The sequence below is a fragment of the Pseudomonas sp. B21-051 genome (genome assembly GCF_024748795.1).
Taxonomy (GTDB): Bacteria; Pseudomonadota; Gammaproteobacteria; order Pseudomonadales; family Pseudomonadaceae; genus Aquipseudomonas; species Aquipseudomonas putida_A.
Genome location: NZ_CP087166.1, coordinates 4,008,624 through 4,030,527 on the forward strand (window position 1 = coordinate 4,008,624; position 21,904 = coordinate 4,030,527).

General features: G+C 59.9%; 18 protein-coding genes. 6 read left to right on the forward strand and 12 right to left on the reverse strand.

The annotated features are described in order from the left end of the window. Positions 1 to 3 precede the first annotated feature (3 nt). On the reverse strand, positions 4 to 1,014 hold the full coding sequence (gene nagZ / locus LOY52_RS17910; protein ID WP_258675425.1) for a beta-N-acetylhexosaminidase: 1,011 nt from the start codon (positions 1,012 to 1,014) through the stop codon (positions 4 to 6). 158 nt (positions 1,015 to 1,172) lie between these two features. Continuing rightward, positions 1,173 to 1,880, reverse strand: a complete 708-nt coding sequence (locus tag LOY52_RS17915; protein ID WP_007961819.1) for a TetR/AcrR family transcriptional regulator — start codon at positions 1,878 to 1,880, stop codon at positions 1,173 to 1,175. A gap of 229 nt (positions 1,881 to 2,109) precedes the next feature. Here LOY52_RS17915 and lexA point away from each other — a divergent pair, with 229 nt between their 5' ends. After that, positions 2,110 to 2,718, forward strand: a complete 609-nt coding sequence (gene lexA / locus LOY52_RS17920; RefSeq protein ID WP_258675427.1) for a transcriptional repressor LexA — start codon at positions 2,110 to 2,112, stop codon at positions 2,716 to 2,718. Positions 2,719 to 2,728: 10 nt separating this feature from the next. Then, entirely contained in the window at positions 2,729 to 3,202 is a 474-nt protein-coding gene (gene sulA / locus LOY52_RS17925; protein WP_258675431.1) for an SOS-induced cell division inhibitor SulA, read from the forward strand. Between the two features lie 92 nt (positions 3,203 to 3,294). On the opposite strand, the gene LOY52_RS17930 is transcribed toward sulA, so the two are convergent. The 7 genes from LOY52_RS17930 to LOY52_RS17960 form a co-directional block, all read right to left on the reverse strand. After that, positions 3,295 to 3,528: a hypothetical protein gene (locus tag LOY52_RS17930; protein WP_003226592.1), complete on the reverse strand. Its 234-nt coding sequence runs from the start codon at positions 3,526 to 3,528 to the stop codon at positions 3,295 to 3,297. 106 nt (positions 3,529 to 3,634) lie between these two features. Then, entirely contained in the window at positions 3,635 to 4,159 is a 525-nt protein-coding gene (locus LOY52_RS17935) for a DUF6586 family protein (RefSeq protein ID WP_258675433.1), read from the reverse strand. Between the two features lie 144 nt (positions 4,160 to 4,303). Then, positions 4,304 to 6,934 (reverse strand): type I DNA topoisomerase, encoded by a 2,631-nt coding sequence (topA, locus tag LOY52_RS17940; protein WP_258675435.1) that lies wholly within the window; start codon positions 6,932 to 6,934, stop codon positions 4,304 to 4,306. Positions 6,935 to 7,048: 114 nt separating this feature from the next. Then, on the reverse strand, positions 7,049 to 7,285 hold the full coding sequence (locus LOY52_RS17945; protein WP_007961814.1) for a DUF1653 domain-containing protein: 237 nt from the start codon (positions 7,283 to 7,285) through the stop codon (positions 7,049 to 7,051). Positions 7,286 to 7,384: 99 nt separating this feature from the next. After that, a complete protein-coding gene (gene fadA, locus LOY52_RS17950; protein ID WP_047600135.1) occupies positions 7,385 to 8,560 on the reverse strand; it encodes an acetyl-CoA C-acyltransferase FadA in 1,176 nt (391 codons plus the stop codon). A 29-nt stretch (positions 8,561 to 8,589) separates the two neighbouring features. Next, the gene (gene fadB / locus LOY52_RS17955; protein WP_024013640.1) at positions 8,590 to 10,737 is read right to left on the reverse strand and encodes a fatty acid oxidation complex subunit alpha FadB; all 2,148 of its coding nucleotides are present in this window, start codon (positions 10,735 to 10,737) and stop codon (positions 8,590 to 8,592) included. Positions 10,738 to 11,336: 599 nt separating this feature from the next. After that, positions 11,337 to 11,774, reverse strand: coding sequence for a hypothetical protein (locus LOY52_RS17960; protein ID WP_258675436.1), 438 nt, complete (start codon positions 11,772 to 11,774; stop codon positions 11,337 to 11,339). A gap of 103 nt (positions 11,775 to 11,877) precedes the next feature. On the opposite strand from LOY52_RS17960, the gene LOY52_RS17965 reads away from it, so the two are divergent. Then, positions 11,878 to 12,315: a universal stress protein gene (locus tag LOY52_RS17965; RefSeq protein ID WP_258675438.1), complete on the forward strand. Its 438-nt coding sequence runs from the start codon at positions 11,878 to 11,880 to the stop codon at positions 12,313 to 12,315. Positions 12,316 to 12,487: 172 nt separating this feature from the next. Here LOY52_RS17965 and LOY52_RS17970 read toward each other — a convergent pair whose 3' ends face one another. After that, complete coding sequence (locus LOY52_RS17970; RefSeq protein ID WP_258675440.1) at positions 12,488 to 14,410, reverse strand: ATP-binding cassette domain-containing protein; 1,923 nt, start codon at positions 14,408 to 14,410, stop codon at positions 12,488 to 12,490. 214 nt (positions 14,411 to 14,624) lie between these two features. Here LOY52_RS17970 and LOY52_RS17975 point away from each other — a divergent pair, with 214 nt between their 5' ends. Next, positions 14,625 to 16,553 (forward strand): transglycosylase SLT domain-containing protein, encoded by a 1,929-nt coding sequence (locus tag LOY52_RS17975; protein WP_258675442.1) that lies wholly within the window; start codon positions 14,625 to 14,627, stop codon positions 16,551 to 16,553. Between the two features lie 84 nt (positions 16,554 to 16,637). Here LOY52_RS17975 and LOY52_RS17980 read toward each other — a convergent pair whose 3' ends face one another. Further along, positions 16,638 to 18,416 (reverse strand): ABC transporter transmembrane domain-containing protein, encoded by a 1,779-nt coding sequence (locus tag LOY52_RS17980; RefSeq protein ID WP_258675443.1) that lies wholly within the window; start codon positions 18,414 to 18,416, stop codon positions 16,638 to 16,640. Positions 18,417 to 18,672: 256 nt separating this feature from the next. Here LOY52_RS17980 and LOY52_RS17985 point away from each other — a divergent pair, with 256 nt between their 5' ends. After that, positions 18,673 to 18,852 (forward strand): PA1571 family protein, encoded by a 180-nt coding sequence (locus LOY52_RS17985; protein WP_258675444.1) that lies wholly within the window; start codon positions 18,673 to 18,675, stop codon positions 18,850 to 18,852. 158 nt (positions 18,853 to 19,010) lie between these two features. On the opposite strand, the gene pdxB is transcribed toward LOY52_RS17985, so the two are convergent. Then, on the reverse strand, positions 19,011 to 20,153 hold the full coding sequence (pdxB, locus tag LOY52_RS17990; protein WP_258675448.1) for a 4-phosphoerythronate dehydrogenase PdxB: 1,143 nt from the start codon (positions 20,151 to 20,153) through the stop codon (positions 19,011 to 19,013). Positions 20,154 to 20,462: 309 nt separating this feature from the next. On the opposite strand from pdxB, the gene LOY52_RS17995 reads away from it, so the two are divergent. After that, a complete protein-coding gene (locus LOY52_RS17995) occupies positions 20,463 to 21,872 on the forward strand; it encodes an MATE family efflux transporter (protein ID WP_258675451.1) in 1,410 nt (469 codons plus the stop codon). The last annotated feature ends 32 nt before the right edge of the window (positions 21,873 to 21,904 follow it).

Below are 21,904 nucleotides of genomic sequence, written 5' to 3' on the forward strand. Positions count from 1 at the left end.
TCCTTAATCGATCAGTTGAGCGTCTTTGAGCGCGCCGATGGCGGTGAGCCAGCGCGGATCCTGGCGGTAATCGGTGCTGGCGAACGCCTGCCCGCGCATCCGCGCAATGCGCGCGGACGGCGTGACCTTCATCCGTTGCGCAGCACTCAGAGCCAGTTCGGCCGCAGCGCGATCGTTGCACACCAGGCCCATGTCGCAGCCGGCAGTCAACGCGGCTTCGATCCGGCTGGCGGCGTCGCCAACCACGTGGGCGCCGGCCATCGACAGGTCGTCGCTGAAGATCACGCCGTCGAACTGCAACTCGCCACGCAAAATATCCTGCAACCAGCGGCGTGAGAACCCGGCCGGCTGCGAATCGACTTGCGGGTAGATGACGTGGGCGGGCATCACTGCGGCCAGCTGTTTGCTGAGTCTGGCGAACGGCACGAGGTCGTTGGCGCGGATCTCGTCGAGGCTACGCTCGTCATTCGGGATCGCGACGTGGGAATCGGCTTCGGCCCAACCGTGACCGGGGAAATGCTTGCCGGTGGCGGCCATGCCCGCGCTGTTCATGCCACGAATGAAGGCACCCGCGAGTAATGCGGCGCGCTCGGGATCACTCTCGAACGAACGGGTGCCGACCACGGCGCTGCGCTGGTAATCCAGATCCAGCACCGGGGCGAAACTCAGGTCGAGGCCGACCGCCAGCACTTCGGTGGCCATGATCCAGCCGCATTGTTCGGCGAGGTATTCGGCGTTCGGGTTGTCGGCGATGGCACGCATCGCTGGCAGGCGCACGAAGCCCTGACGCAGACGCTGCACGCGGCCGCCCTCCTGATCGACCGCCAGCAGCAGATCCGGGCGAACGGCGCGGATCGCGGCGCTCAGCTCGCGCACCTGGCGCGGATGCTCGATGTTGCGGGCAAAAATGATCAGGCCGCCCACTTCGGGCTGACGCAACAATTGGCGATCTTCGGCCGTCAGCCAGGTACCGGCGACGTCCACCATCAACGAGCCTTGCAGGCCAGCAGTCATAGAGATTCCTTGAAAACGAAAAACCCGATCCGCACAACATCGCCACCGGGGGCAATGCCCGGCAGGCTGGCGATGTTGATCGGGAACGGGTTCAGAACGAGAGTCGGCATGGGCGGCTAGCTTAGCGGATGTAAACTGCCGCGCCCACCCGTGTGCGGTTAAACCTTGGCGGCCACCGGAGTCGACTTGCTGCGCGGGCGCAGCTGCGCAGTCGCCATCGCCGGGTCGGTGACACCGGTTTCGGCACGCATGCCGGCGGCGAGGAACGGCACCATCAGACGCATCACCTGTTCGATTGAGGTGTTGACGCCGAAATCGGTCTCGGCAATTGCGCGCAAGGCCTTGATTCCGGACATGCTAAAGGCCGCAGCGCCGAGCATGAAGTGTACGCGCCAGAACAGCTCGATTGGCGGAATGCGCGGAGCCGCTTCGTTGACCAACAGCATGTAGCGGCGGAACACCTTGCCGTACATGTCTTCCAGATAACGACGCAGGTGACCCTGGCTCTGGCTGAACGCGAGGCCGAGCAGGCGCATGAAGATCGACAGGTCGTTACCGCTGCGTGGCTGTACCACCAGCGCCTGCTCGACGAGAATCTCCAGCAGCTCTTCAAGAGTCGGCTTGTTCTCAGGCTTGGCCTGACGCCGCTCCAGCTCCTTGTCGAGGCTGATGCAAAACGGCCCGAGGAAGCGCGAGAAAACCGCCTGGATCAGCGCTTTCTTGGAGCCGAAATGATAGTTCACCGCCGCCAGGTTTACCCCGGCCTTGCTGGTGATCAAACGCAATGAGGTTTCGGCGAAACCTTTCTCCGCGAACAACTGCTCGGCAGCATCAAGAATGCGTTCAACGGTTTCCGACTGGGCCATGGCTACTCCGCCTGACAAACACTTGTTTGAAACATACGTTTCAGCCCCAGCCTTGTCAAGCCTGCCAGTTCGTTTTGGGAATGGTCGGTCAGCTATTTAACCACACTCGCCCGGCGCATTAATAAGCACGGCAACCGACCGTCCGGCGGCCTGCAAAAAAACGGGCATTGCCAAGACCGCTTCACTGTATATAATCCCAGTCACTGTATAAAAAGACAGAGCGATCAATATGCTAAAGCTGACGCCACGCCAAGCCGAGATTCTGGCCTTTATCAAACGCTGCCTCGAAGACAACGGCTACCCGCCCACCCGCGCGGAAATCGCTCAGGAACTGGGTTTCAAGTCGCCCAATGCGGCGGAAGAACACCTCAAGGCCCTGGCCCGCAAAGGCGCAATCGAGATGACCCCGGGCGCCTCCCGCGGCATTCGCATCCCCGGCTTCGAAGCCAAGGCTGACGACTCTACCCTGCCGATCATTGGTCGGGTCGCTGCCGGCGCACCGATCCTCGCCCAGCAACATATCGAAGAGTCCTGCAACATCAACCCTGCTTTCTTTCACCCGCGTGCTGATTACCTGCTACGCGTGCACGGCATGAGCATGAAGGACATCGGCATTTTCGACGGTGATCTGCTGGCGGTTCACACCACCCGCGAAGCACGCAATGGCCAGGTTGTCGTGGCACGGATCGGCGATGAAGTGACGGTAAAGCGCTTCAAGCGTGAAGGCAGCAAAGTCTGGCTGATTGCCGAAAACCCTGAGTTCACCCCTATCGAAGTCGACCTGAAAGATCAGGAACTGGTGATCGAAGGCTTGAGTGTCGGCGTAATCCGCCGCTAAAGGAGGCTTTATGCAGTTCCCACACACACCTCAGCAAACACAACTGCCTTTATTCGAAGCGTTTCTGGCACAACCAATGACGCCGATCCTGAAAGATGTGGTCGAACGCCCATGGATTGCCGAACCGGAAGTATTCAGTGAGCTGTCACTGCGCGGTGCGGCCGGGAACTGCCTGAACCTGCTCGCCCCGATCCTTCGCGAACTGAGCGAGGATCAGGATGCACGCTGGCTGACGCTGATCGCCCCTCCTGCCAGTCTGACCCAGATCTGGCTGCGCGAGGCCGGCCTGAATCGTGAGCGCATTCTGCTGCTGCAACCTCGTGGTGCGCAAAGCGCTCAGCAACTCGCCTGCGAAGCACTTCGCCTGGGTCGTAGCCATACGGTGGTAACCTGGCTCAACCCGTTGAACACAAGCTCACGGCAACAACTGATCAGCGCAGCCCGCACGGGCGACGCTCAGAGCCTGAACATTCGATTGGGCTGATTCACTTGTAACGCGCGCTGTGTGAAGCGCAGGGCTTCTCCAGGGACAGAGAAGCCGACTTATGCGGTAGCGGCAAGCGCCGACAGGCGGGGTCAGTGAAGAACCCGCGGCCCTTCTTCCTTATCAAATTCGCCTTCGACCATACGGCCGGCCATCTGTACGCCGACGCTCAACATCGCCTTGGCGATTTCCACGTGCTGGCCTTGCAGGAACGCCTTGGCATCCTCGGAGAAATCCAGCGTCACCAGAGAACCCTCGTCCTCAGCCCTGCGCAGTTCGATTCGGCCGTCTGGTAACTCGACAATTTCTAGAAAGGACGTTGGCATATAGGTCTGTTCTCCACGAAAGGCAGGGATTATATAGACATCATTCAGGCTTCGCTCGGGATCTTGACCGGCAGCATGTTTCAGATTGCCACCGTGTCAATTGCCGTCAGCATTCGTTCAAGCCTTCGCGAAAGCGGATGGCCAGACCTTTGAGATGCTGCCGCCAGCTCTCCAGCTCTTCCCGACTCAATTCCTGTGGCTCCTCTTCTTCATCCAGATTAACAGCCTGAATCAATGGCTGCGTCACATCACCCTTCGGCTTGTGTGGCACCCGTGGCGGCTGAAACAACGCCGAGTGCGCCGTCAGCAGTTTCGCCAGCCAGGTTTCAGGGTTACCAGCCAGCTCAACCATCTCGGCCAGCTCAGGGATCGCAATCGATTCCAGGACTTCGCGAGACAGCAACGCTTCAGCTCGCGATGCACTGGCCTGAGGCAGACGATAGAAACCGGCGATCTCGTGACACAGCCCCAGAAGCGCACCATAGAGGTGAAACAATGCTGATTCGCGGCCAGCCTGAATCAGCGCCAACGAATTCATCGCCCGCCCCTCTTCGGCGCGAGCCAGAGCCTCCAGCGACAGGCCGGCGAAATAGATCTTCTGATTGGTGCGGGTATAGAGTTCGTGCGCCATGCCGGCAGTCTCCACAGCGAAATAATTGCGTCACACAGACCCGACAGTGTCGTGGATCAGCGGATCCGACCGCAAGCACAAAACAAAAAGGCCGCATGAAATCCCGAGGGTCATCATGCGGCCTTTTGTGGATCAGGCTAACGCTTACTCAGCCTTGGCTTTCGTGCGCTTGTCTTCAACAGTCCACTTGCCACCGTCGTAGTAAGCCTTCCAGCCAGTAGGCTTGCCGTCGACCTCGGTCTGCACATATTGCTCCTTGGTCTTGCGGCTGTAGCGGATGACCGCTGGCAGACCATCAGGATCCTTCTGCGGTGCTTCGCAGAGGAAGTGGTACTTCGGATCGATCTCGTCTTTGTGCGGCAGAATCTCGATCACCAGCGGAGCACGGGTCTCGCGGTTTTTCGGGAACTGGCTGGCCGCCAGGAACAGACCGGAAGCACCGTCACGCAGGATGTAGGTGTCGTTGACCTTTTCGCACTTCAGCTCAGGCATCTTCACCGGGTCCATCTTCGGCGGCGCCGCATCACCGCTCTTCAGCAGTTTGCGGGTGTTCTTGCAGGTCGGATTGGTGCACCCGAAGAACTTGCCGAAACGGCCGGTCTTGAGCTGCATCTCACTGCCACACTTGTCGCATTCCAGGCTCGGACCTTCGTAGCCCTTGATGCGGTAGTTACCCTCTTCGATTTCGTAGCCGGCGCAATCCGGGTTGTTACCGCAGATGTGCAGCTTGCGTTTCTCATCGAGCAGGTAAGCGTCCATCGCCGTGCTGCAGATCGGGCAGCGATGCTTGCCGCGCAGTACCAGCGATTCCGACTCGCCCTCGTCATCCGCGGCAATCTCGTCGCCCGGCACCAGGTTTACAGTGGCCTTGCAGCGCTCTTTCGGTGGCAGGCTGTAGCCCGAGCAACCGAGGAACACGCCGGTCGATGCCGTACGAATCTGCATCGGACGACCGCACGTGGTGCACGGAATATCAGTCATGACCGGCTGGTTGGCACGCATGCCGCTTTCCGGGTTCTCGGCCACTTCGAGCTTCTTCTTGAAGTCACCGTAGAACTCGTCCAGCACGTTTTTCCAGTCGCGTTCGCCCTGAGCCACATCATCGAGGTTCTCTTCCATGCCGGCGGTGAAGCCGTAGTCCATGAGGTTCGAGAAGCTCTCCGACAGACGCTCGGTGACGATATCGCCCATCTTTTCCGAATAGAAACGACGGTTGTGCAGCGTCACATAACCGCGATCCTGAATGGTCGAAATGATCGCCGCATAGGTCGAAGGACGACCGATGCCGCGTTTTTCCATTTCTTTCACCAGACTGGCCTCCGAGTAACGGGCCGGCGGCTTGGTGAAGTGCTGCGACGGATCGAGCTTGATCAGCTTCATCGCGTCGCCCTGTGCCATGTCCGGCAGAACATCGTCATCACCAGGCTTGGCGATCTGCGGCATGACGCGGGTATAACCGTCGAACTTGAGGATACGGCCCTTGGCGCGCAGCTCGAAATCGCCAGCACCTACGCTGACGGTGGTCGACAGGTATTGTGCCGGGAGCATCTGGCAAGCGAGGAACTGGCGCCAGATCAACTCGTAGAGGCGCTCAGCATCACGCTCCATGCCTGCAAGCTTGCTTGGCGTGGTGTTGGCATCCGAAGGACGAATCGCTTCGTGAGCCTCTTGTGCGCCTTCCTTGCTGCTGTAGACGTTTGGCGTTTCCGGCAGGTACTTCTTGCCGAACTCGTCCTCGATGTAAGTGCGCGCCATCGCCACGGCATCAGCCGAGAGGTTGGTCGAGTCGGTACGCATATAAGTGATGTAGCCGGCTTCGTACAGACGCTGGGCCATCATCATGGTTTTCTTCACGCCGAAGCCCAGGCGGTTGCTCGCGGCCTGCTGCAGAGTGGACGTGATGAACGGCGCCGACGGCTTGCTGCTGGTCGGCTTGTCTTCGCGCTTGACGATGCTGTAGCTGGAGGACTTGAGCTTCTCCAGTGCGGCTGTGGCCTGAGCTTCGTTCAGCGGTTTGAAGGCTTCACCCTTCTCGCGCGCCACTTCGAAACGTACGGTCGAACCCTTGGCGGTGCCGAGGTCGGCATGCACTTCCCAGTACTCTTCCGGGTTGAATGCACGAATCTCGCGCTCACGCTCCACCACCAGCTTCACGGCAACCGATTGCACGCGACCGGCCGACAGGCCACGGGCGATCTTGGCCCACAGCAGCGGCGAGACCATGTAACCCACGACGCGGTCGAGGAAACGACGCGCCTGCTGGGCGTTCACACGATCGATGTCCAGCTCGCCCGGCTCGGAGAAGGCTTCCTGAATCGCCTTCTTGGTGATTTCGTTGAACACCACACGCTTGTAGCGGCTGTCATCACCACCGATGGCTTCGCGCAGGTGCCAGGCAATGGCTTCCCCCTCGCGATCCAAGTCGGTTGCGAGATAGATGGTGTCAGCATCCTTGGCGAGCCGGCGCAGCTCTTCGATGACCTTCTCTTTACCCGGGAGGATCTCGTACTGGGCTTTCCAGCCATGATCGGGATCGACACCCATGCGCGAGACCAGTTGCTTGCGCGCTTTCTCTTTCGGTGTGAGCACCGGCCCTTCGCCCGCGGCAGCCTTGCCGCGTTTGGCGGCTGGCTCTTTGCTGGCGCTAGCCGAACCGCTGGTGGGCAGGTCTCGGATATGGCCGATACTCGACTTCACCACGTATTGGTTGCCCAGATACTTGTTGATGGTCTTGGCCTTAGCCGGGGATTCCACAATGACCAGCGATTTGCCCATGGATCAGAAAATTCCTGAATTCTAGAAGTGAAAGGCGGTTGGCGCCTGACGCGGCACCGCTATATATAGTGGCTACAAGGTGAGGTCAAGCACAGGGTTCCGTGCGCACTCGCCTTATGCCTTGGAAAAAAGGCTCGGTTCGGCTTGCACCAAAGCAAAGCGTGGCACCTGCTCGCCGTCAACCTCGACCGACTCGACGAACATGCTCAATGGGCGTACCCAAAAGCCGTAATCGCCATACAGGGCTTGGTAAAAGACCACTTCTTCTTCGGTCTCGGAGTGCCGCGCAACACTGAATACGCGGTACTGCGGACCTTTGTAATGTTGGTAGAGCCCAGGTTGTATCGGCATGCTTCGGGCCTCACTCAAATTTTTTCAAAATAAATACAAAAATAAATCCGCAAAAACAAAAACCGGGGCACTTGGCCCCGGCTTCCATCGACGAGACGCTTAAACGCGTTCGAAGACGGTGGAGATGCCTTGGCCGAGACCAATGCACATGGTGGCCACCCCGAAGGTGCCGCCATTCTGCTTCATCACGTTCAGCAAGGTGCCGGAAATACGCGCACCGGAGCAACCGAACGGGTGACCCAGGGCGATCGCGCCGCCGTGCAGGTTAACCTTCTCGTTCATCTTGTCGAGCACTTTCAGATCTTTCAGCACTGGCAGGGCCTGTGCAGCGAAAGCTTCGTTGAGCTCGAAGAAGTCGATATCGTTGATGCCAAGGCCCGCACGCTTCAGGGCTTTTTGTGTCGCCGGCACTGGACCATAGCCCATGATCGCCGGATCCACACCCGCCACTGCCATCGAGCGGATCACGGCCATCGGCTGGATCCCCAGATCCTGTGCACGCTGCGCCGACATCACGATCATGCACGAAGCACCATCGGTGATCTGCGACGAAGTACCGGCAGTCACGGTACCGCCCTTTGGATTGAAGGCAGGCTTGAGGGCCGCCAGACTTTCCAGGGTGGTTTCCGGACGAATGGTTTCGTCGTAGTCGAACAGCTTCAGGAAGCCGTTTTCGTCGTAGCCCTGCATCGGGATGATTTCGTCTTTGAACTTGCCTTCCACCGTCGCTTTATGGGCGAGCTGGTGGGAGCGCACGCCAAAGGCATCCTGCTGTTCGCGAGTGATGCCGTGCATCTTGCCGAGCATTTCTGCGGTCAGACCCATCATGCCCGAGGCTTTCGCCGCGTACAGCGACATGTGCGGGTTCGGATCGACACCGTGCATCATGCTCACGTGACCCATATGCTCGACGCCCCCAACCACGAACACGTCACCGTTACCGGTCATGATCGCTTGCGCAGCGGTGTGCAGGGCACTCATCGACGAGCCGCACAGACGGCTGACGGTCTGGCCGGCCGAGGTGTGCGGGATCTGGGTCATCAGCGACGCCATGCGCGCGATGTTCCAGCCCTGCTCCAGAGTCTGGTTCACACAGCCCCAGATCACGTCCTCGACTTCAGCAGGATCGACCTTGGCGTTGCGTTCCAGCAGTTTGCTGATCAGGTGCGCCGACATGTCTTCGGCGCGGGTGTTGCGGTGCATGCCGCCCTTGGAGCGGCCCATCGGAGTACGACCGAAGTCGACAATCACGACGTCTCTAGGATTCAAGCTCATAAGTTCACTCTCACTCTAGTTGGGGGCGCTTAACCGAAGAAGCTCTGGCCGTTTTTGGCCATTTCGCGCAGCTTCGCGGTCGGGTGGTACAGCGCGCCCAAATCAGCGTACTGGTCAGCCAGGGCAACGAACTCGGCAACACCGATCGAATCGATGTAGCGCAGCGCACCGCCACGGAATGGAGGGAAACCGATACCGTAGACCAGACCCATGTCGGCTTCGGCGGCGGTTTCAACGATGCCGTCTTCCAGGCAACGCACGGTTTCCAGGCACAGCGGGATCATCATCCAGTTGATGATGTCTTCGTCAGTGACTTCGCGCTGCTCGTAAACGATCGGCTTGAGCACTTCCAGCACCGACGGATCGGCCACCTTCTTCTGCTTGCCTTTCTTGTCGGCCTCGTAGGCGTAGAAGCCCTTGCCGTTCTTCTGGCCCAGACGCTTGGCTTCGTAAAGCACGTCGATGGCCGAACGACGGTCATCCTTCATGCGATCCGGGAAACCTTCAGCCATCACGTCACGACCGTGGTGACCGGTGTCGATGCCGACCACGTCCATCAGGTATGCCGGGCCCATCGGCCAGCCGAATTTTTCCATGACTTTGTCGATGCGGACGAAATCCACGCCGGCGCTGACCAGCTTGGCGAAACCGCCGAAGTACGGGAACAGAACACGGTTGACCAGGAAGCCCGGGCAGTCGTTGACGACGATCGGGTTCTTGCCCATTTTCTTGGCGTAGGCAACGGTAGTGGCAATTGCCAGCTCGCTGGACTTCTCGCCACGGATCACTTCCACCAGCGGCATCATGTGCACCGGGTTGAAGAAGTGCATGCCGACGAAGTTTTCCGGACGCTTGAGGGCCTTGGCCAGCAGGCTGATGGAAATGGTCGAGGTGTTGGACGCGAGGATGGTGTCCTCTTTGACCTTGTCTTCGACTTCAGCCAGTACCGCTTGCTTGACCTTCGGGTTTTCGACCACAGCCTCAACAACCAGGTCGACGTGACCGAAGTCGCCATAGGACAGGGTTGGACGAATGCCGTTGAGTACTTCAGCCATTTTCGCAGCAGTCATGCGACCTTTGTCAACGCGGCCAACCAGCAGTTTGGCGGCTTCGGCCAGACCCTGCTCGATACCGTGCTCGTTGATGTCCTTCATCAGGATCGGTGTGCCTTTGGAGGCCGACTGATAGGCGATACCGCCACCCATGATGCCGGCGCCGAGTACGGCTGCCTGCTTCACGTCCTTGGCGATTTCGTCGTAGGCCTTGGCCTTTTTCTTCAGTTCCTGATCGTTCAGAAACAGGCCGATCAAGCTCTGCGCGGCAGAGGTCTTGGCCAGTTTGACGAAACCTGCAGCTTCGACTTCCAGCGCCTTGTCACGACCGAAGTTCGCGGCTTTCTGGATGGTCTTGATCGCTTCGACCGGCGCCGGGTAATTCGGGCCTGCCTGCCCTGCCACGAAACCTTTGGCGGTTTCGAAAGCCATCATTTGTTCAATGGCGTTCAACTTGAGTTTTTCAAGTTTTGGCTGACGCTTGGCCTTGTAATCGAACTCGCCGGAGATGGCGCGCTTGATCAGTTCAAGGGCAGCTTCCTGCAGCTTCTCTGGAGCAACCACGGCGTCGACGGCGCTGACTTTCAGCGCGTCTTCAGGACGGTTTTCCTTGCCGGCGGCAATCCACTCGATGGCGTTATCGACGCCAATCAGGCGCGGCAGACGCACGGTGCCGCCGAAGCCTGGGTAGATGCCCAGTTTGACTTCCGGCAGACCGATCTTGGCCTTGGTCGACATGACGCGGTAGTCCGCCGCCAGGCACATTTCCAGACCGCCACCCAAGGCGATGCCGTTGATCGCGGCTACGGTCGGAACGTTGAGGTCTTCGAAATCGCTGAAGATCTTGTTGGCTTCGAGATTGCCAGCAACCAGCTCGGCATCCGGCAGCTTGAAGTTGTCGACAAATTCGGTGATGTCGGCGCCGACGATGAACACGTCCTTGCCACTGCTGACGATCACGCCCTTGATCGAAGCATCTGCCTTGATGGTGTCCACGGCCTGACGCAGTTCGTTCAGGGTAAGACGGTTGAACTTGTTGACGGACTCACCCTTGAGGTCGAATTTCAATTCGACGATGCCACTTTCAAGAGCTTTAACCGTGATGGCTTTACCTTCGTAAATCATCAACTGATCTCCACGATATGGAAGCTGAACAGTACACGTCGGACGCAGGTAAACGGCTCGGCAGGACGCTTTTTCGTCGATGCTGACGCCAATCCACCCGGCACACCCGCCAACGCGATAGTCGGGATTCTGTAGGAGCAGTCTGTAAGACAAACGCTCAATTCATACGCCCGTTTGATTTGGGTACGTCACCTTCACGGAATTTCCAACAATTGTCAATCGCCCAAAATACGGGTTGAAATGCGACTTTGTGGTCATTTCCGTTGCACACAGATCCGCAACACGCAGCTGCATGCAAAGCCATTCATAGAATCAATAGTTAGAAAAGTCGCCCTAATTACCGGCGAGCCTTGTTTAACAGGCTACGCTGGCGGAATCCCGGCGAAAAATATGAACGCTTTTGGCGAATGCCCAGCGAAAGATCAGCCCACAGCGAATTACCGGCCTGCCTGGCCAACCCGCCCGATGATGTTGTCGGGCTTTTTATTGCTTGCGAAATGCCCGCTGTAGGAGCTGCCGCAGGCTGCGATTTTTTGATCTTGTTTTTTTAAGATCAAAAAATCGCAGCCTGCGGCAGCTCCTACAGGGGAACTCGTAATTCAGGCGAGGGCTTTGAGAGTGGCGTCGATGTGCCGCAAGACTTCAGTTTCGCCCTTCTCGCCCCAGTACAAGGCGATCATCTGCTTGTTGGCCTCGACCTTGAACACGTTGCCCGGCAACTTTTCGAAATGATCGAGCAGCAGGCGGTCCTCGCAGACCTCCTGCCATTGATTGACCCAGAGGCCCGGCGATTTCTGCCAGTAGGCCCAGCACGCCGGCTGGGTGCCACGCCGGGGCCGATGGTATTGCGCGCAAGGGCTGGGCGGCTCCTGAGACAGCCAGTGTGGCCACTCCTGAGGCGCCAGCTGCATAGCCAGCCCGATGCGCCGCGCCTCCATGCGCAGGGCCATCCGGCCGCTCTGCACGCGCGACGGGCGCAACCACGCCAGTGGACTCAAAACCACCAGCAGGATTGACACCACCAACCAGACCGTCATATCTCTACTCCCGACTTAAGGTGAGCGCATTGTGTCACTTTGGAACCAATGCGCTTGAAACCAGCCATACTTAACAATATTGAACCGTCACGAGGAGCACCTCATGCCCTACAACCATATCCTGGTCGCCGTAGACCTGACCGAAGAGTGCGACCCTGTGATTCACCGCGCCCGAGAGCTGTCGGCGAGCAATGGCGCCAAGCTGTCGCTGGTGCATATCGTCGAACCGATGGCGATGGCGTTTGGCGGCGACGTGCCGATGGATCTGTCACAACTGCAACAGCAGCAGTTCGATCAGGCCAAGGAACGCCTTGAGCGTTTGAAAGGCAAATACACCGAGCTCGAAGGCGCCAACTGCCACCTGACCTATGGCCAGCCACGCCAGGAAATCCATCATTTCGCCAAGGAAAACCAGTGCGACCTGATCGTGGTCGGCAGCCACGGCCGCCACGGTCTGGCGCTGCTGCTCGGGTCCACGGCCAACGACGTACTGCACGGCGCACCTTGCGACGTGCTGGCGGTGCACCTGATCAAACGCTGAAACACCCTTCCATGTAGGAGTGAGCCTGCTCGCGATAGCGTCCTGTCAGTCGACGAAAGTGGCGAATATAAGGATGCGATCGCGAGCAGGCTCACTCCCACAGGAACTGCGTTTACATATGAAAAGCCCGGCGCTCATCACTGAGCGCCGGGCTTTTTTGTTACCGGATCAATCAGGCATCCAGCTCGGCCCAGCGCTCCACCAGTGCATCCAGCTCAGCCTGCAATTGCTCCAGCGAAGCAATCACCTTGGCAGTTTCTGCCGGCGGACGCTGATAGAAACCGGCTTCAGCCATCTCCGCCTCGACCGCAGCGATCTGCTGCTCCTTGGCATCGATGTCGCCCGGCAATGCTTCCAGCTCGCGCTGCAGCTTATAGCTCAGCTTCTTCTTGGCTGCCGGCGCGGCAGCGGCAGGTGCGGCAGCCACGACAGGTTCAGCGGTGACCACAGCCGAATTCAGATCAGCCTTGCCCGACTTGCTCTCGGTCACGCCCAGCAGGCGCGGCGAGCCGCCCTGACGGATCCAGTCCTGATAGCCACCGACGTATTCACGCACCTTACCTTCACCTTCGAAGACCAGGGTGCTGGTGACCACGTTGTCGAGGAATGCCCGGTCGTGACTGACCATCAGCACAGTGCCGTTAAAGGTCAGCAGCACTTCTTCGAGCAGTTCGAGGGTTTCCACGTCGAGGTCGTTGGTCGGTTCGTCGAGGACCAGCAGGTTCGCCGGTTTGCTGAACAGTTTGGCCAGCAGCAAACGCGCACGCTCGCCACCGGACAGCGCCTTGACCGGCGTGCGCGCACGCTGCGGGCTGAACAGGAAGTCACCGAGGTAGCTCAGGACGTGGCGGCTCTGGCCGTCGATATCGATGAAATCGCGACCTTCGGCGACGTTGTCGATCACGGTCTTTTCCAGATCCAGCTGATGGCGCAACTGGTCGAAGTAGGCCACATCGATGCGCGTGCCCTCTTCCACCTTGCCACTGGTCGGTTGCAGACCGTTGAGCATCAGCTTCAGCAGGGTGGTCTTGCCGGTACCGTTGGCGCCGAGCAGACCGATACGGTCGCCGCGCTGCAGGACCATCGAGAAGTCCTTGATCAGGAACGGACCGTCCGGGTGATGGAAGCTGACATTTTCCAACACCATCACTTGCTTGCCGGACTTGTCGGCGGTTTCCAGCTGGATATTCGCCTTGCCGGTACGCTCGCGACGCTCGCTGCGCTCGACACGCAGGGCTTTCAAGGCACGCACGCGACCTTCGTTACGGGTCCGACGGGCCTTGATGCCCTGACGGATCCACACTTCTTCCTGGGCCAGACGCTTGTCGAACAGCGCGTTGGCGGTTTCTTCAGCGGCCAGCGCGGCTTCTTTGTGCACCAGGAAGCTGGCGTAGTCGCCGTTCCAGTCGATCAGGCCGCCGCGATCCAGTTCGAGGATGCGCGTAGCCAGGTTCTGCAGGAAAGAACGGTCGTGCGTGATGAACAGCACGGCGCCCTGGAAATCCTTCAGGGCTTCTTCGAGCCAGGCAATCGCACCGATGTCCAGGTGGTTGGTCGGTTCGTCGAGCAGCAGCAGATCCGGTTCGGACACCAGCGCCTGCGCCAGCAGCACGCGACGACGCCAGCCGCCGGACAACTCGGCGAGGGTCTTGTCGGCCGGCAGTTGCAGGCGGCTCAGAGTGCTGTCGACCAGGGTCTGCAAGCGCCAGCCGTCACGGGCTTCGAGGTCGTGCTGAACGTGCATCAGCTTGTCCAGATCGGCGTCGGTGACGATGTTCTGGCTCAGGTGATGGTATTCGGCGAGCAAGGCGCCAACGCCGTCGAGGCCTTCGGCTACCACGTCGAAAACGGTCCGCCCGTCGGCCACCGGCAATTCTTGCGGCAATTCGCCGATTTTCAGACCGGGGGCACGCCACACCGAGCCGTCATCGGGCTTCTGGTCGCCCTTGACCAGTTTCATCATGCTGGATTTGCCAGTGCCGTTTCGGCCGATGATGCACACCCGCTCACCACGGGCGATCTGCCAGGACACCTTGTCCAACAACGGCATCGCGCCGAATGCAAGGGACACATCGCTGAATTTGAGCAGGGTCATGAGCTTCTCCAAAAACCGGGCGCGCATTCTACCTGATTCAGGCCCTCAGCAGGCCGGCAATTTGTCTGCCGAAGCACTCTGCACAACATTTGTTGCGAACTTGTGCTGCGAGACCGGCAAAGCTTTCGCCCGTTGCTGGCAAAAGGCTAAGCTACAGACAATTCAGTGCTGGCCACGGCCGGTGCTTGTCATGATTTCTCTGCCCGGATGTCTCATGCGCAGTCGCCTTTTCAGTGTCTTGTCCTGTTTGCTACTTACCGCCGCTGCCGCTCAATCCGCCCAGGCGGTGGACCTGTCCACCCAACGCCAGTATTACGATGAAGCCAAACGCGCCTTGGCCAAGGGCGATACCGGCCCTTACTTCCGTTACAGCCAGGCCCTGGCCGATTACCCGCTGGAACCGTACCTGGCCTACGACGAACTGACCGCGCGTCTGAAGACCGCGAGCAACGAGGAAATCGAGAAATTCCTCGCCGAGCACGGCGACCTGCCCCAGGCCAACTGGATGAAACTGCGCTGGTTGCGCTGGCTCGCCGACCGTGGCGACTGGGCCACTTTCACCAAATATTACGACCCGAAACTCAACTTCACCGAACTGGACTGCCTCAATGCGCAGTTCCAGATCAGTAGCGGCCACAAGGCCGGGGGCTACGCCAACGCCGACAAACTGTGGCTGACCGGCAAATCACAACCGGCTGCCTGTGACGGGCTGTTCGGCATCTGGGCCGCCGACGGCCAGTTGACCGAACAGAAACGCTGGGAACGCACCAAACTCGCCGCCCAGGCGCGCAACTATCCATTGGCCAACAGCCTGGTCAACGGTCTGACCACCCTCGCCCCGCGCGGTCGTCTGCTGGTGGATGTGGCGCAGAAACCCGAGCTGCTCAATCAGCCATCGCGCTTCACCCCGGCCGACGAGCCGATGTCCGATGTGGTCAGCCTCGGCCTGCGCCGCCTCGCCCGTCAGGACCCGGACAAGGCCATGGCCCTGCTCGACGGATACGCCAGCAGCATGCATTTCTCCCGTGACGAGAAAGTCGCGATTGCCCGGGAAATCGGCCTCACCCTGGCCCGGCGTTTCGACAGCCGCGCGCTGGACGTGATGACCAAATACGATCCGGAGCTGCGTGACAACACCGTGTCCGAATGGCGCCTGCGTCTGCTGCTGCGCCTGGCACGCTGGGACGATGCCTACCAGCTGACCCGTCGTCTGCCACAGGATCTGGCGACCACCAACCGCTGGCGTTACTGGCAGGCCCGCAGCCTGGAACTGGCGCAACCGCAGAACCCGGAAGCGCAAAGCCTGTACAAGAACCTGGCGAAGGAACGCGATTTCTACGGTTTCCTCGCCGCCGACCGCTCGCAACTGCCTTACTCGCTGATGAACAAGCCGCTGGTACTCAGCCAAGCCACCATCAACAAGGTGCGTAACACTCCCGGCGTACGGCGTGCTCTGGAATTCCATGCGCGCGGGCAGATTGTCGACGGTCGCCGCGAGTGGTATCACGTCAGCCGACATTTCAATCGGGACGAAATGGTCGCTCAGGCCAAACTGGCCTACGACCTGAAATGGTATTTCCCGGCCATCCGCACCATCAGTCAGGCGCAATACTGGGACGATCTGGACATCCGCTTCCCGATGGCCCACCGCGACACCTTGGTGCGTGAAGCCAAGACGCGCGGCCTGCATTCGAGCTGGGTGTTCGCTATTACTCGCCAGGAAAGTGCCTTCATGGACGACGCCCGCTCCGGGGTCGGCGCCAGCGGCCTGATGCAATTGATGCCCGGCACCGCCAAGGAAACCGCGCGCAAGTTCAGCATCCCGCTGGCCTCGCCGCAGCAAGTGCTCGATCCGGACAAGAACATCCAGCTCGGCGCGGCCTATCTGAGCCAGGTACACAGCCAATTCAACGGCAACCGCGTGCTCGCCTCCGCCGCCTACAACGCCGGCCCCGGCCGCGTGCGCCAGTGGCTGCGCGGCGCCGATCACCTGAGCTTCGACGTGTGGGTGGAAAGCATTCCGTTCGATGAAACCCGCCAGTATGTGCAGAACGTGCTGTCGTACTCGGTGATCTACGGCCAAAAGCTCAATTCGCCGCAGCCACTGGTGGATTGGCATGAGCGGTATTTTGATGATCAATGACAGGTGCTGAATACTGAAATGAAAAATGCCCGCATCAATCGATGCGGGCATTTTTTTTGTCTTCATCAAAGGCCTGCGGCAGTTCTACACCGCCACCGCATGCCCATCATTGAACTGCAGCGCCGCTAGCCGCGCATACAGTGGATTGCTCACGATCAGCTCCTGATGGGAACCGATCGCCACCAGGCTACCCTGATCCATCACCGCGATCCGATCGGCGTTTTTCACCGTGGCCAGGCGATGCGCGATTACCAGTGTGGTGCGGTTTTGCATCAGGCTGGGCAAAGCTTCCTGAATCAAGTGCTCGCTCTGCGCATCGAGGGCGCTGGTGGCTTCGTCCAGCAGCAGAATTGGTGCATCCACCAGCAACGCGCGGGCAATCGCCAGGCGTTGACGCTGGCCGCCGGAGAGTCCGAGGCCAGCATCCCCCAAGTGGGTCTGATAGCCGTTGGGCATCTTCTCGATAAAGTCATGGGCGTGGGCAATTCTTGCCGCTTCCTTGACCTGTTCCAACGTCGCACCAGCATTGCCGTAACGAATATTCTCTTCGACGCTGCCGAAAAACAGCGCAGGCGATTGCGAGACCAGGGCGAAGTTGCGGCGCAGATCCAGCGGGTCGAGGCTGGTCAGCGGCACGCCGTCGATCAGAATCCGGCCTTCAATCGGGTCGTAGAAGCGCAACAACAAGTCATACACCGTGGACTTGCCGGCCCCGGAAGGCCCGACAAGGGCCAATGTCTCGCCGGCCCTGATGGTCAGGCTCAAGCCGTTGACGGCGTAGCTGTCCGGACGCGACGGGTAGGAAAAGTGCACATTCTGCAATTGCAGTTCGCCCTTGATCCGTTCTGGCAACTTCACCAGCCCGAGGGTCGGTGGCTGGATGATGTTCTGCGAACTGAGCAGTTCGGCGATGCGCTCAGCGGCACCCGCCGCACGCTGCAACTCGCCGATGACTTCGCTCAACGTGCCGATCGCACTGCCGACGATCAGGCTGTAGAAAACGAACGCCGCCAGTTCACCACCAGTGATGCGCCCGGCAATCACGTCCATGCCGCCGACCCACAACATCACCGCCACCGCGCCGAGCACCAGCACGATCACCACAGTGATCATCCAGGAACGCTGAAAAATCCGTTTGCGTGCGGTGTCGAACGCGTCCTCGACCGTCGTGGCGAAACGCCTCTCGTCCTGCACCTGATGGTTGTAGGCCTGCACGGTCTTGATCTGGCCAAGGGTCTCGGAAACATAGCTGCCGATGTCGGCGACCCGGTCCTGGCTCAACCGCGACAGATTGCGCACACGCCGACCGAAAATCAGGATCGGCGCGACCACGAACGGCAAGGCAATCACCACGATGCTGGTGAGTTTCGGGTTGGTGACGAACAGCAGGACCACCCCGCCGATCACCATCAACAGGTTGCGCAGAAACATCGACAGTGACGAGCCGATCACCGATTGCAGCAACGTGGTGTCGGCGGTCAGCCGTGACTGGATCTCCGAACTGCGGTTGTTCTCGTAAAAACCGGGATGCAGATACACCAGATGGTTGAACACCTCGCGCCGGATATCCGCCACACAACGCTCGCCGATCCACGACACCCAGTAAAACCGCGCAAATGTGCCGACCGCCAAGCCCAGCACCATCAGCATGAAGATGCCGATGCTCTGGTTCAGTTGGTGCGGCGACTGCGTCATGAAGCCCCGATCGACCAGCAATTTGATCCCCTGCCCCATCGACAAAGTGACGGCCGCGGTGACGATCAGCGCCAGCAGCGCAGCGCCGACTTGCCAACGATAAGGCGCCAGAAATCGGCTGGTCAGGCTCAGCGCTCGACGGTGCCGGGAAGAAAGCTTCGAGATCATTCAGGTACACATCCCTATTGGTGAAAGGGCTAGCCTAAACCTTCTATGGGGCGGAACTCTGTAAATCACAATGAGTCAGGTTAAATATGCCCCCAAAGACTAGGCCATAGTTGCTATTGGTCTAATGTCCCGGTTGAGACGAGCGGTCATTTCTGGTGGAGTGGAGATGCCGCTTTTGACAGACCCAAGGGTGTTGTCACAGCCTGGTCACGTGGCGGTTTTAATCTACGCGCACAACCTGATGAGGAGACAGGCCATGTCCTTGCAACACAGCAGCGATGACAAGATTCAAGTGATCCGCACCAAGCCCGGCCAACCTCTGGGATGCTCGATTATCGACAAGGATGGGCGAGAAGTACCGATCACTGAAGACATGATCCAGGACGCTTGCCGCGAACTGGATAAGCGATTGGTCAAGCCTGCCGAACAAAAGTGATATAGCCACCGTCTTCCTGACCCGGCCCCCATTTGGCCGGGTTTTTTCTGCCTGCCGTTCTCTCCTGTGTAGGAGCTGCCGAAGGCTGCGATCCTTTGATTTTGTTTCTCAGAGGCAAGATCAAAAGATCGCAGCCTTCGGCAGCTCCTACAGGATTTTCAGACAGCCACCGCCCCCAGCGCCGCCACAATCTTTTGCAACTGCGGCGAATCCCCGTCGATCCGCACCTTCAGCCCCTCGATCTCGCGTCGTACCGGATATTGCTTGCGCAACACATCGAACGCCGCACGCTGTTCAGCGACATTGCCTACAAGACTGCGGCGAAAATCCGCGTCATCACGGCGCGGGTCGTACACCCCGCGGCACAACATCGCCAGCGCCCAGGCCGGATCGCTGTCGGCGTGCAGGGTCACTTCTGACAGCCAGGGTGCCGGCAGCAGGTCACTGAGCTGGATGCTCGCAGGCTGACCGATCAATTCGCAATAGGCCTGATAAATCTGCGCCGTCCCGCGCTGTTTGCCATCGAGGCTGTAGCCGGCAATGTGCGGCGTGGCGAGCACGCAGAGTTCGGCGAGGGCGACATCGACTTCAGGCTCGGCTTCCCAGACGTCGAGCACCGCTTGCAGGTCTTCGCGCTCCAGCAGCACTTTGCGCAATGCGGCGTTATCCACCACCGGCCCACGGGCGGCGTTGATCAGCCAGGTGCCGGGTTTGAGCTGGAGCAAACGCTGCTCATCGAACAGGTGCCAGGTCGCGCCTTCGCCGGTACGGGTCAGCGGCGTGTGCAGGCTGATCACGTCGCACTGCTCGATGATTTGCTCGAGGCTGACGTAATCGCCGCCCTCGGCTGCCTGACGCGGCGGATCGCAGACTTTGACATTCCAGCCCAGGCCCTTGAGGACATTGATCAGCCGCCCGCCAACTTCACCGGCGCCGATCACACCGTACGTACGTTGCGGCAAATCAACGCCTTCGATTTCCGCCAGAGTCATCAGGCTACCAAGCACGTAATCGACTACGCCCCGCGCATTGCAACCGGGCGCACTGGACCAGCTGATGCCGGCCTCGTTGAAATAATCGAGATCGAGGTGATCGGTACCGATGGTGCAAGTGCCGACAAAACGCACCTTGCTGCCTTCAAGCAACGCGCGGTTGACGTTGGTCACCGAACGCACCAGAAGCACATCGGCCTGCTCGACCGTCGCACGGTCGATGGAACGGCCCGGCACCCGGCGGATTTCGCCGAAACCGGCAAAAAAGGCATCGAGCAGCGGGATATTTTCGTCGGCAACAATCAGCATGGCGGGCTCCTTGGGGGGATCGGCAGTTTAGGTGCAGATCCACCGTTGAGCCAGCGCAGACTGCAGTGTGGCGAGGGAGCTTGCTCCCGCTCGCCTGCGCAGCAGGCGGAAAGTCTGCAATCGGGTTTTTCCTGTTCCACCACACCGGATGGTTTTGGGGCCGCTTCGCACCCCAGCGGGAGCAAGCTCCCTCGCCACAGTGGATGGCATTGATGATTACAAATCCGCAACAGAGGATTTTTCCTGACTGTCACGTCAGCGGCGTAGAATGCGGCGCCTTGCGCATCAACACCTGTGGACGCTTTGCCTGTGAATTCTGTTACTGATCAACCTCTCGCTGCCTCACTCACCCGCCCCGCGCGAATTCGCCTGGAGTTCAGGAACCTGCTCGCCCTGGCCTTGCCGATCATCATCGCGCAACTGGCGACCACCGCCATGGGCTTCGTCGATGCGGTGATGGCCGGCCGCGTCGGGCCGAAAGATTTGGCGGCGGTAGCGCTGGGCAACTCGATCTGGGTCCCGGTGTTTCTGCTGATGACCGGCACCCTGCTGGCCACCACGCCGAAAGTCGCCCAGCGTTTTGGCGCCGGCACCCACCGCGAGATCGGCCCGATCGTGCGTCAGGCGCTGTGGCTGGCGCTGGTGGTCGGCCTGATCGCGACAGCAATGCTGGTCGCCGCCGAACCGGTGCTGCATCTGATGAAGGTCGATCCCGAGCTGATCGGCCCGTGCATGCAATACCTGCACGGCATTGCCAGCGGTCTGCCAGCGGTGGCGTTCTATCACGTGCTGCGCTGCACCAGTGACGGCATTGGCCGTACCCGCCCGGCGATGGTGCTGGGGCTGTGCGGTCTGGCGCTGAACATTCCACTGAACTACATCTTCATCTATGGCCACTTCGGCGTGCCGGCCATGGGCGGCGTGGGCTGCGGCTGGGCCACTGCCATCGTGATGTGGGTCATGGCGCTGGGGCTGGCCGGTTACGAGCGCTGGGCGCCGGCCTATCGTTCGAGTGAAATCTTCAGCCGCTTCGACTGGCCACAATGGGCGGTGATCAAGCGTCTGCTGGCGATCGGTCTGCCGATTGGCATCGCGGTGTTTGCCGAGTCAAGCATCTTTGCGGTGATCGCCCTGCTGATCGGCAGTCTCGGCGCCACCGTGGTGGCCGGGCATCAGATCGCGCTGAACGTCAGCTCGCTGGTGTTCATGATTCCGTATTCGCTGGGCATGGCCGTGACCGTACGCGTCGGCCAGGCACTGGGCCGTGAAGAGCCGCGTGAAGCACGCTTTGCTGCCGGCGTCGGCATGGGCACTGCACTGGCTTACGCCTGTATTTCGGCGAGCATGATGCTTTTGCTGCGCGAGCCGATTGCGTCGATCTATACGGCTGATCCAACGGTGATCCACATCGCGGCGATGCTGATTGTGTACTCGGCACTGTTTCAGTTCTCCGACGCGATCCAGGTCACCGCCGCCGGCGCGCTGCGCGGTTATCAGGACACCCGGGTGACGATGATCCTGACCCTGTTCGCCTACTGGGGCATCGGTCTGCCGGTGGGTTACGCCCTCGGCCTGACCGACTGGCTCGGCGAACCGCGTGGCCCGAGCGGCTTGTGGCAAGGCTTGATCGTCGGTTTGAGCTGCGCGGCGTTCATGCTGTCGATCCGCCTGACCCGCAGTGCGCGCAAGCGTATCCGGATCAGTCGTTCGGTGGGCTGATCAGCCATAAAAAAAGACCTGCACATGCAGGT

Coding starts and splice junctions, on each gene's coding strand:
- nagZ (WP_258675425.1), bottom strand. CDS start 1,014: ATGACTGCTGGCCTGCAAGGCTCGTTGATGGTGGACGTCGCCGGTACC.
- LOY52_RS17915 (WP_007961819.1), bottom strand. CDS start 1,880: ATGGCCCAGTCGGAAACCGTTGAACGCATTCTTGATGCTGCCGAGCAG.
- lexA (WP_258675427.1), top strand. CDS start 2,110: ATGCTAAAGCTGACGCCACGCCAAGCCGAGATTCTGGCCTTTATCAAA.
- sulA (WP_258675431.1), top strand. CDS start 2,729: ATGCAGTTCCCACACACACCTCAGCAAACACAACTGCCTTTATTCGAA.
- LOY52_RS17930 (WP_003226592.1), bottom strand. CDS start 3,528: ATGCCAACGTCCTTTCTAGAAATTGTCGAGTTACCAGACGGCCGAATC.
- LOY52_RS17935 (WP_258675433.1), bottom strand. CDS start 4,159: ATGGCGCACGAACTCTATACCCGCACCAATCAGAAGATCTATTTCGCC.
- topA (WP_258675435.1), bottom strand. CDS start 6,934: ATGGGCAAATCGCTGGTCATTGTGGAATCCCCGGCTAAGGCCAAGACC.
- LOY52_RS17945 (WP_007961814.1), bottom strand. CDS start 7,285: ATGCCGATACAACCTGGGCTCTACCAACATTACAAAGGTCCGCAGTAC.
- fadA (WP_047600135.1), bottom strand. CDS start 8,560: ATGAGCTTGAATCCTAGAGACGTCGTGATTGTCGACTTCGGTCGTACT.
- fadB (WP_024013640.1), bottom strand. CDS start 10,737: ATGATTTACGAAGGTAAAGCCATCACGGTTAAAGCTCTTGAAAGTGGC.
- LOY52_RS17960 (WP_258675436.1), bottom strand. CDS start 11,774: ATGACGGTCTGGTTGGTGGTGTCAATCCTGCTGGTGGTTTTGAGTCCA.
- LOY52_RS17965 (WP_258675438.1), top strand. CDS start 11,878: ATGCCCTACAACCATATCCTGGTCGCCGTAGACCTGACCGAAGAGTGC.
- LOY52_RS17970 (WP_258675440.1), bottom strand. CDS start 14,410: ATGACCCTGCTCAAATTCAGCGATGTGTCCCTTGCATTCGGCGCGATG.
- LOY52_RS17975 (WP_258675442.1), top strand. CDS start 14,625: ATGCGCAGTCGCCTTTTCAGTGTCTTGTCCTGTTTGCTACTTACCGCC.
- LOY52_RS17980 (WP_258675443.1), bottom strand. CDS start 18,416: ATGATCTCGAAGCTTTCTTCCCGGCACCGTCGAGCGCTGAGCCTGACC.
- LOY52_RS17985 (WP_258675444.1), top strand. CDS start 18,673: ATGTCCTTGCAACACAGCAGCGATGACAAGATTCAAGTGATCCGCACC.
- pdxB (WP_258675448.1), bottom strand. CDS start 20,153: ATGCTGATTGTTGCCGACGAAAATATCCCGCTGCTCGATGCCTTTTTT.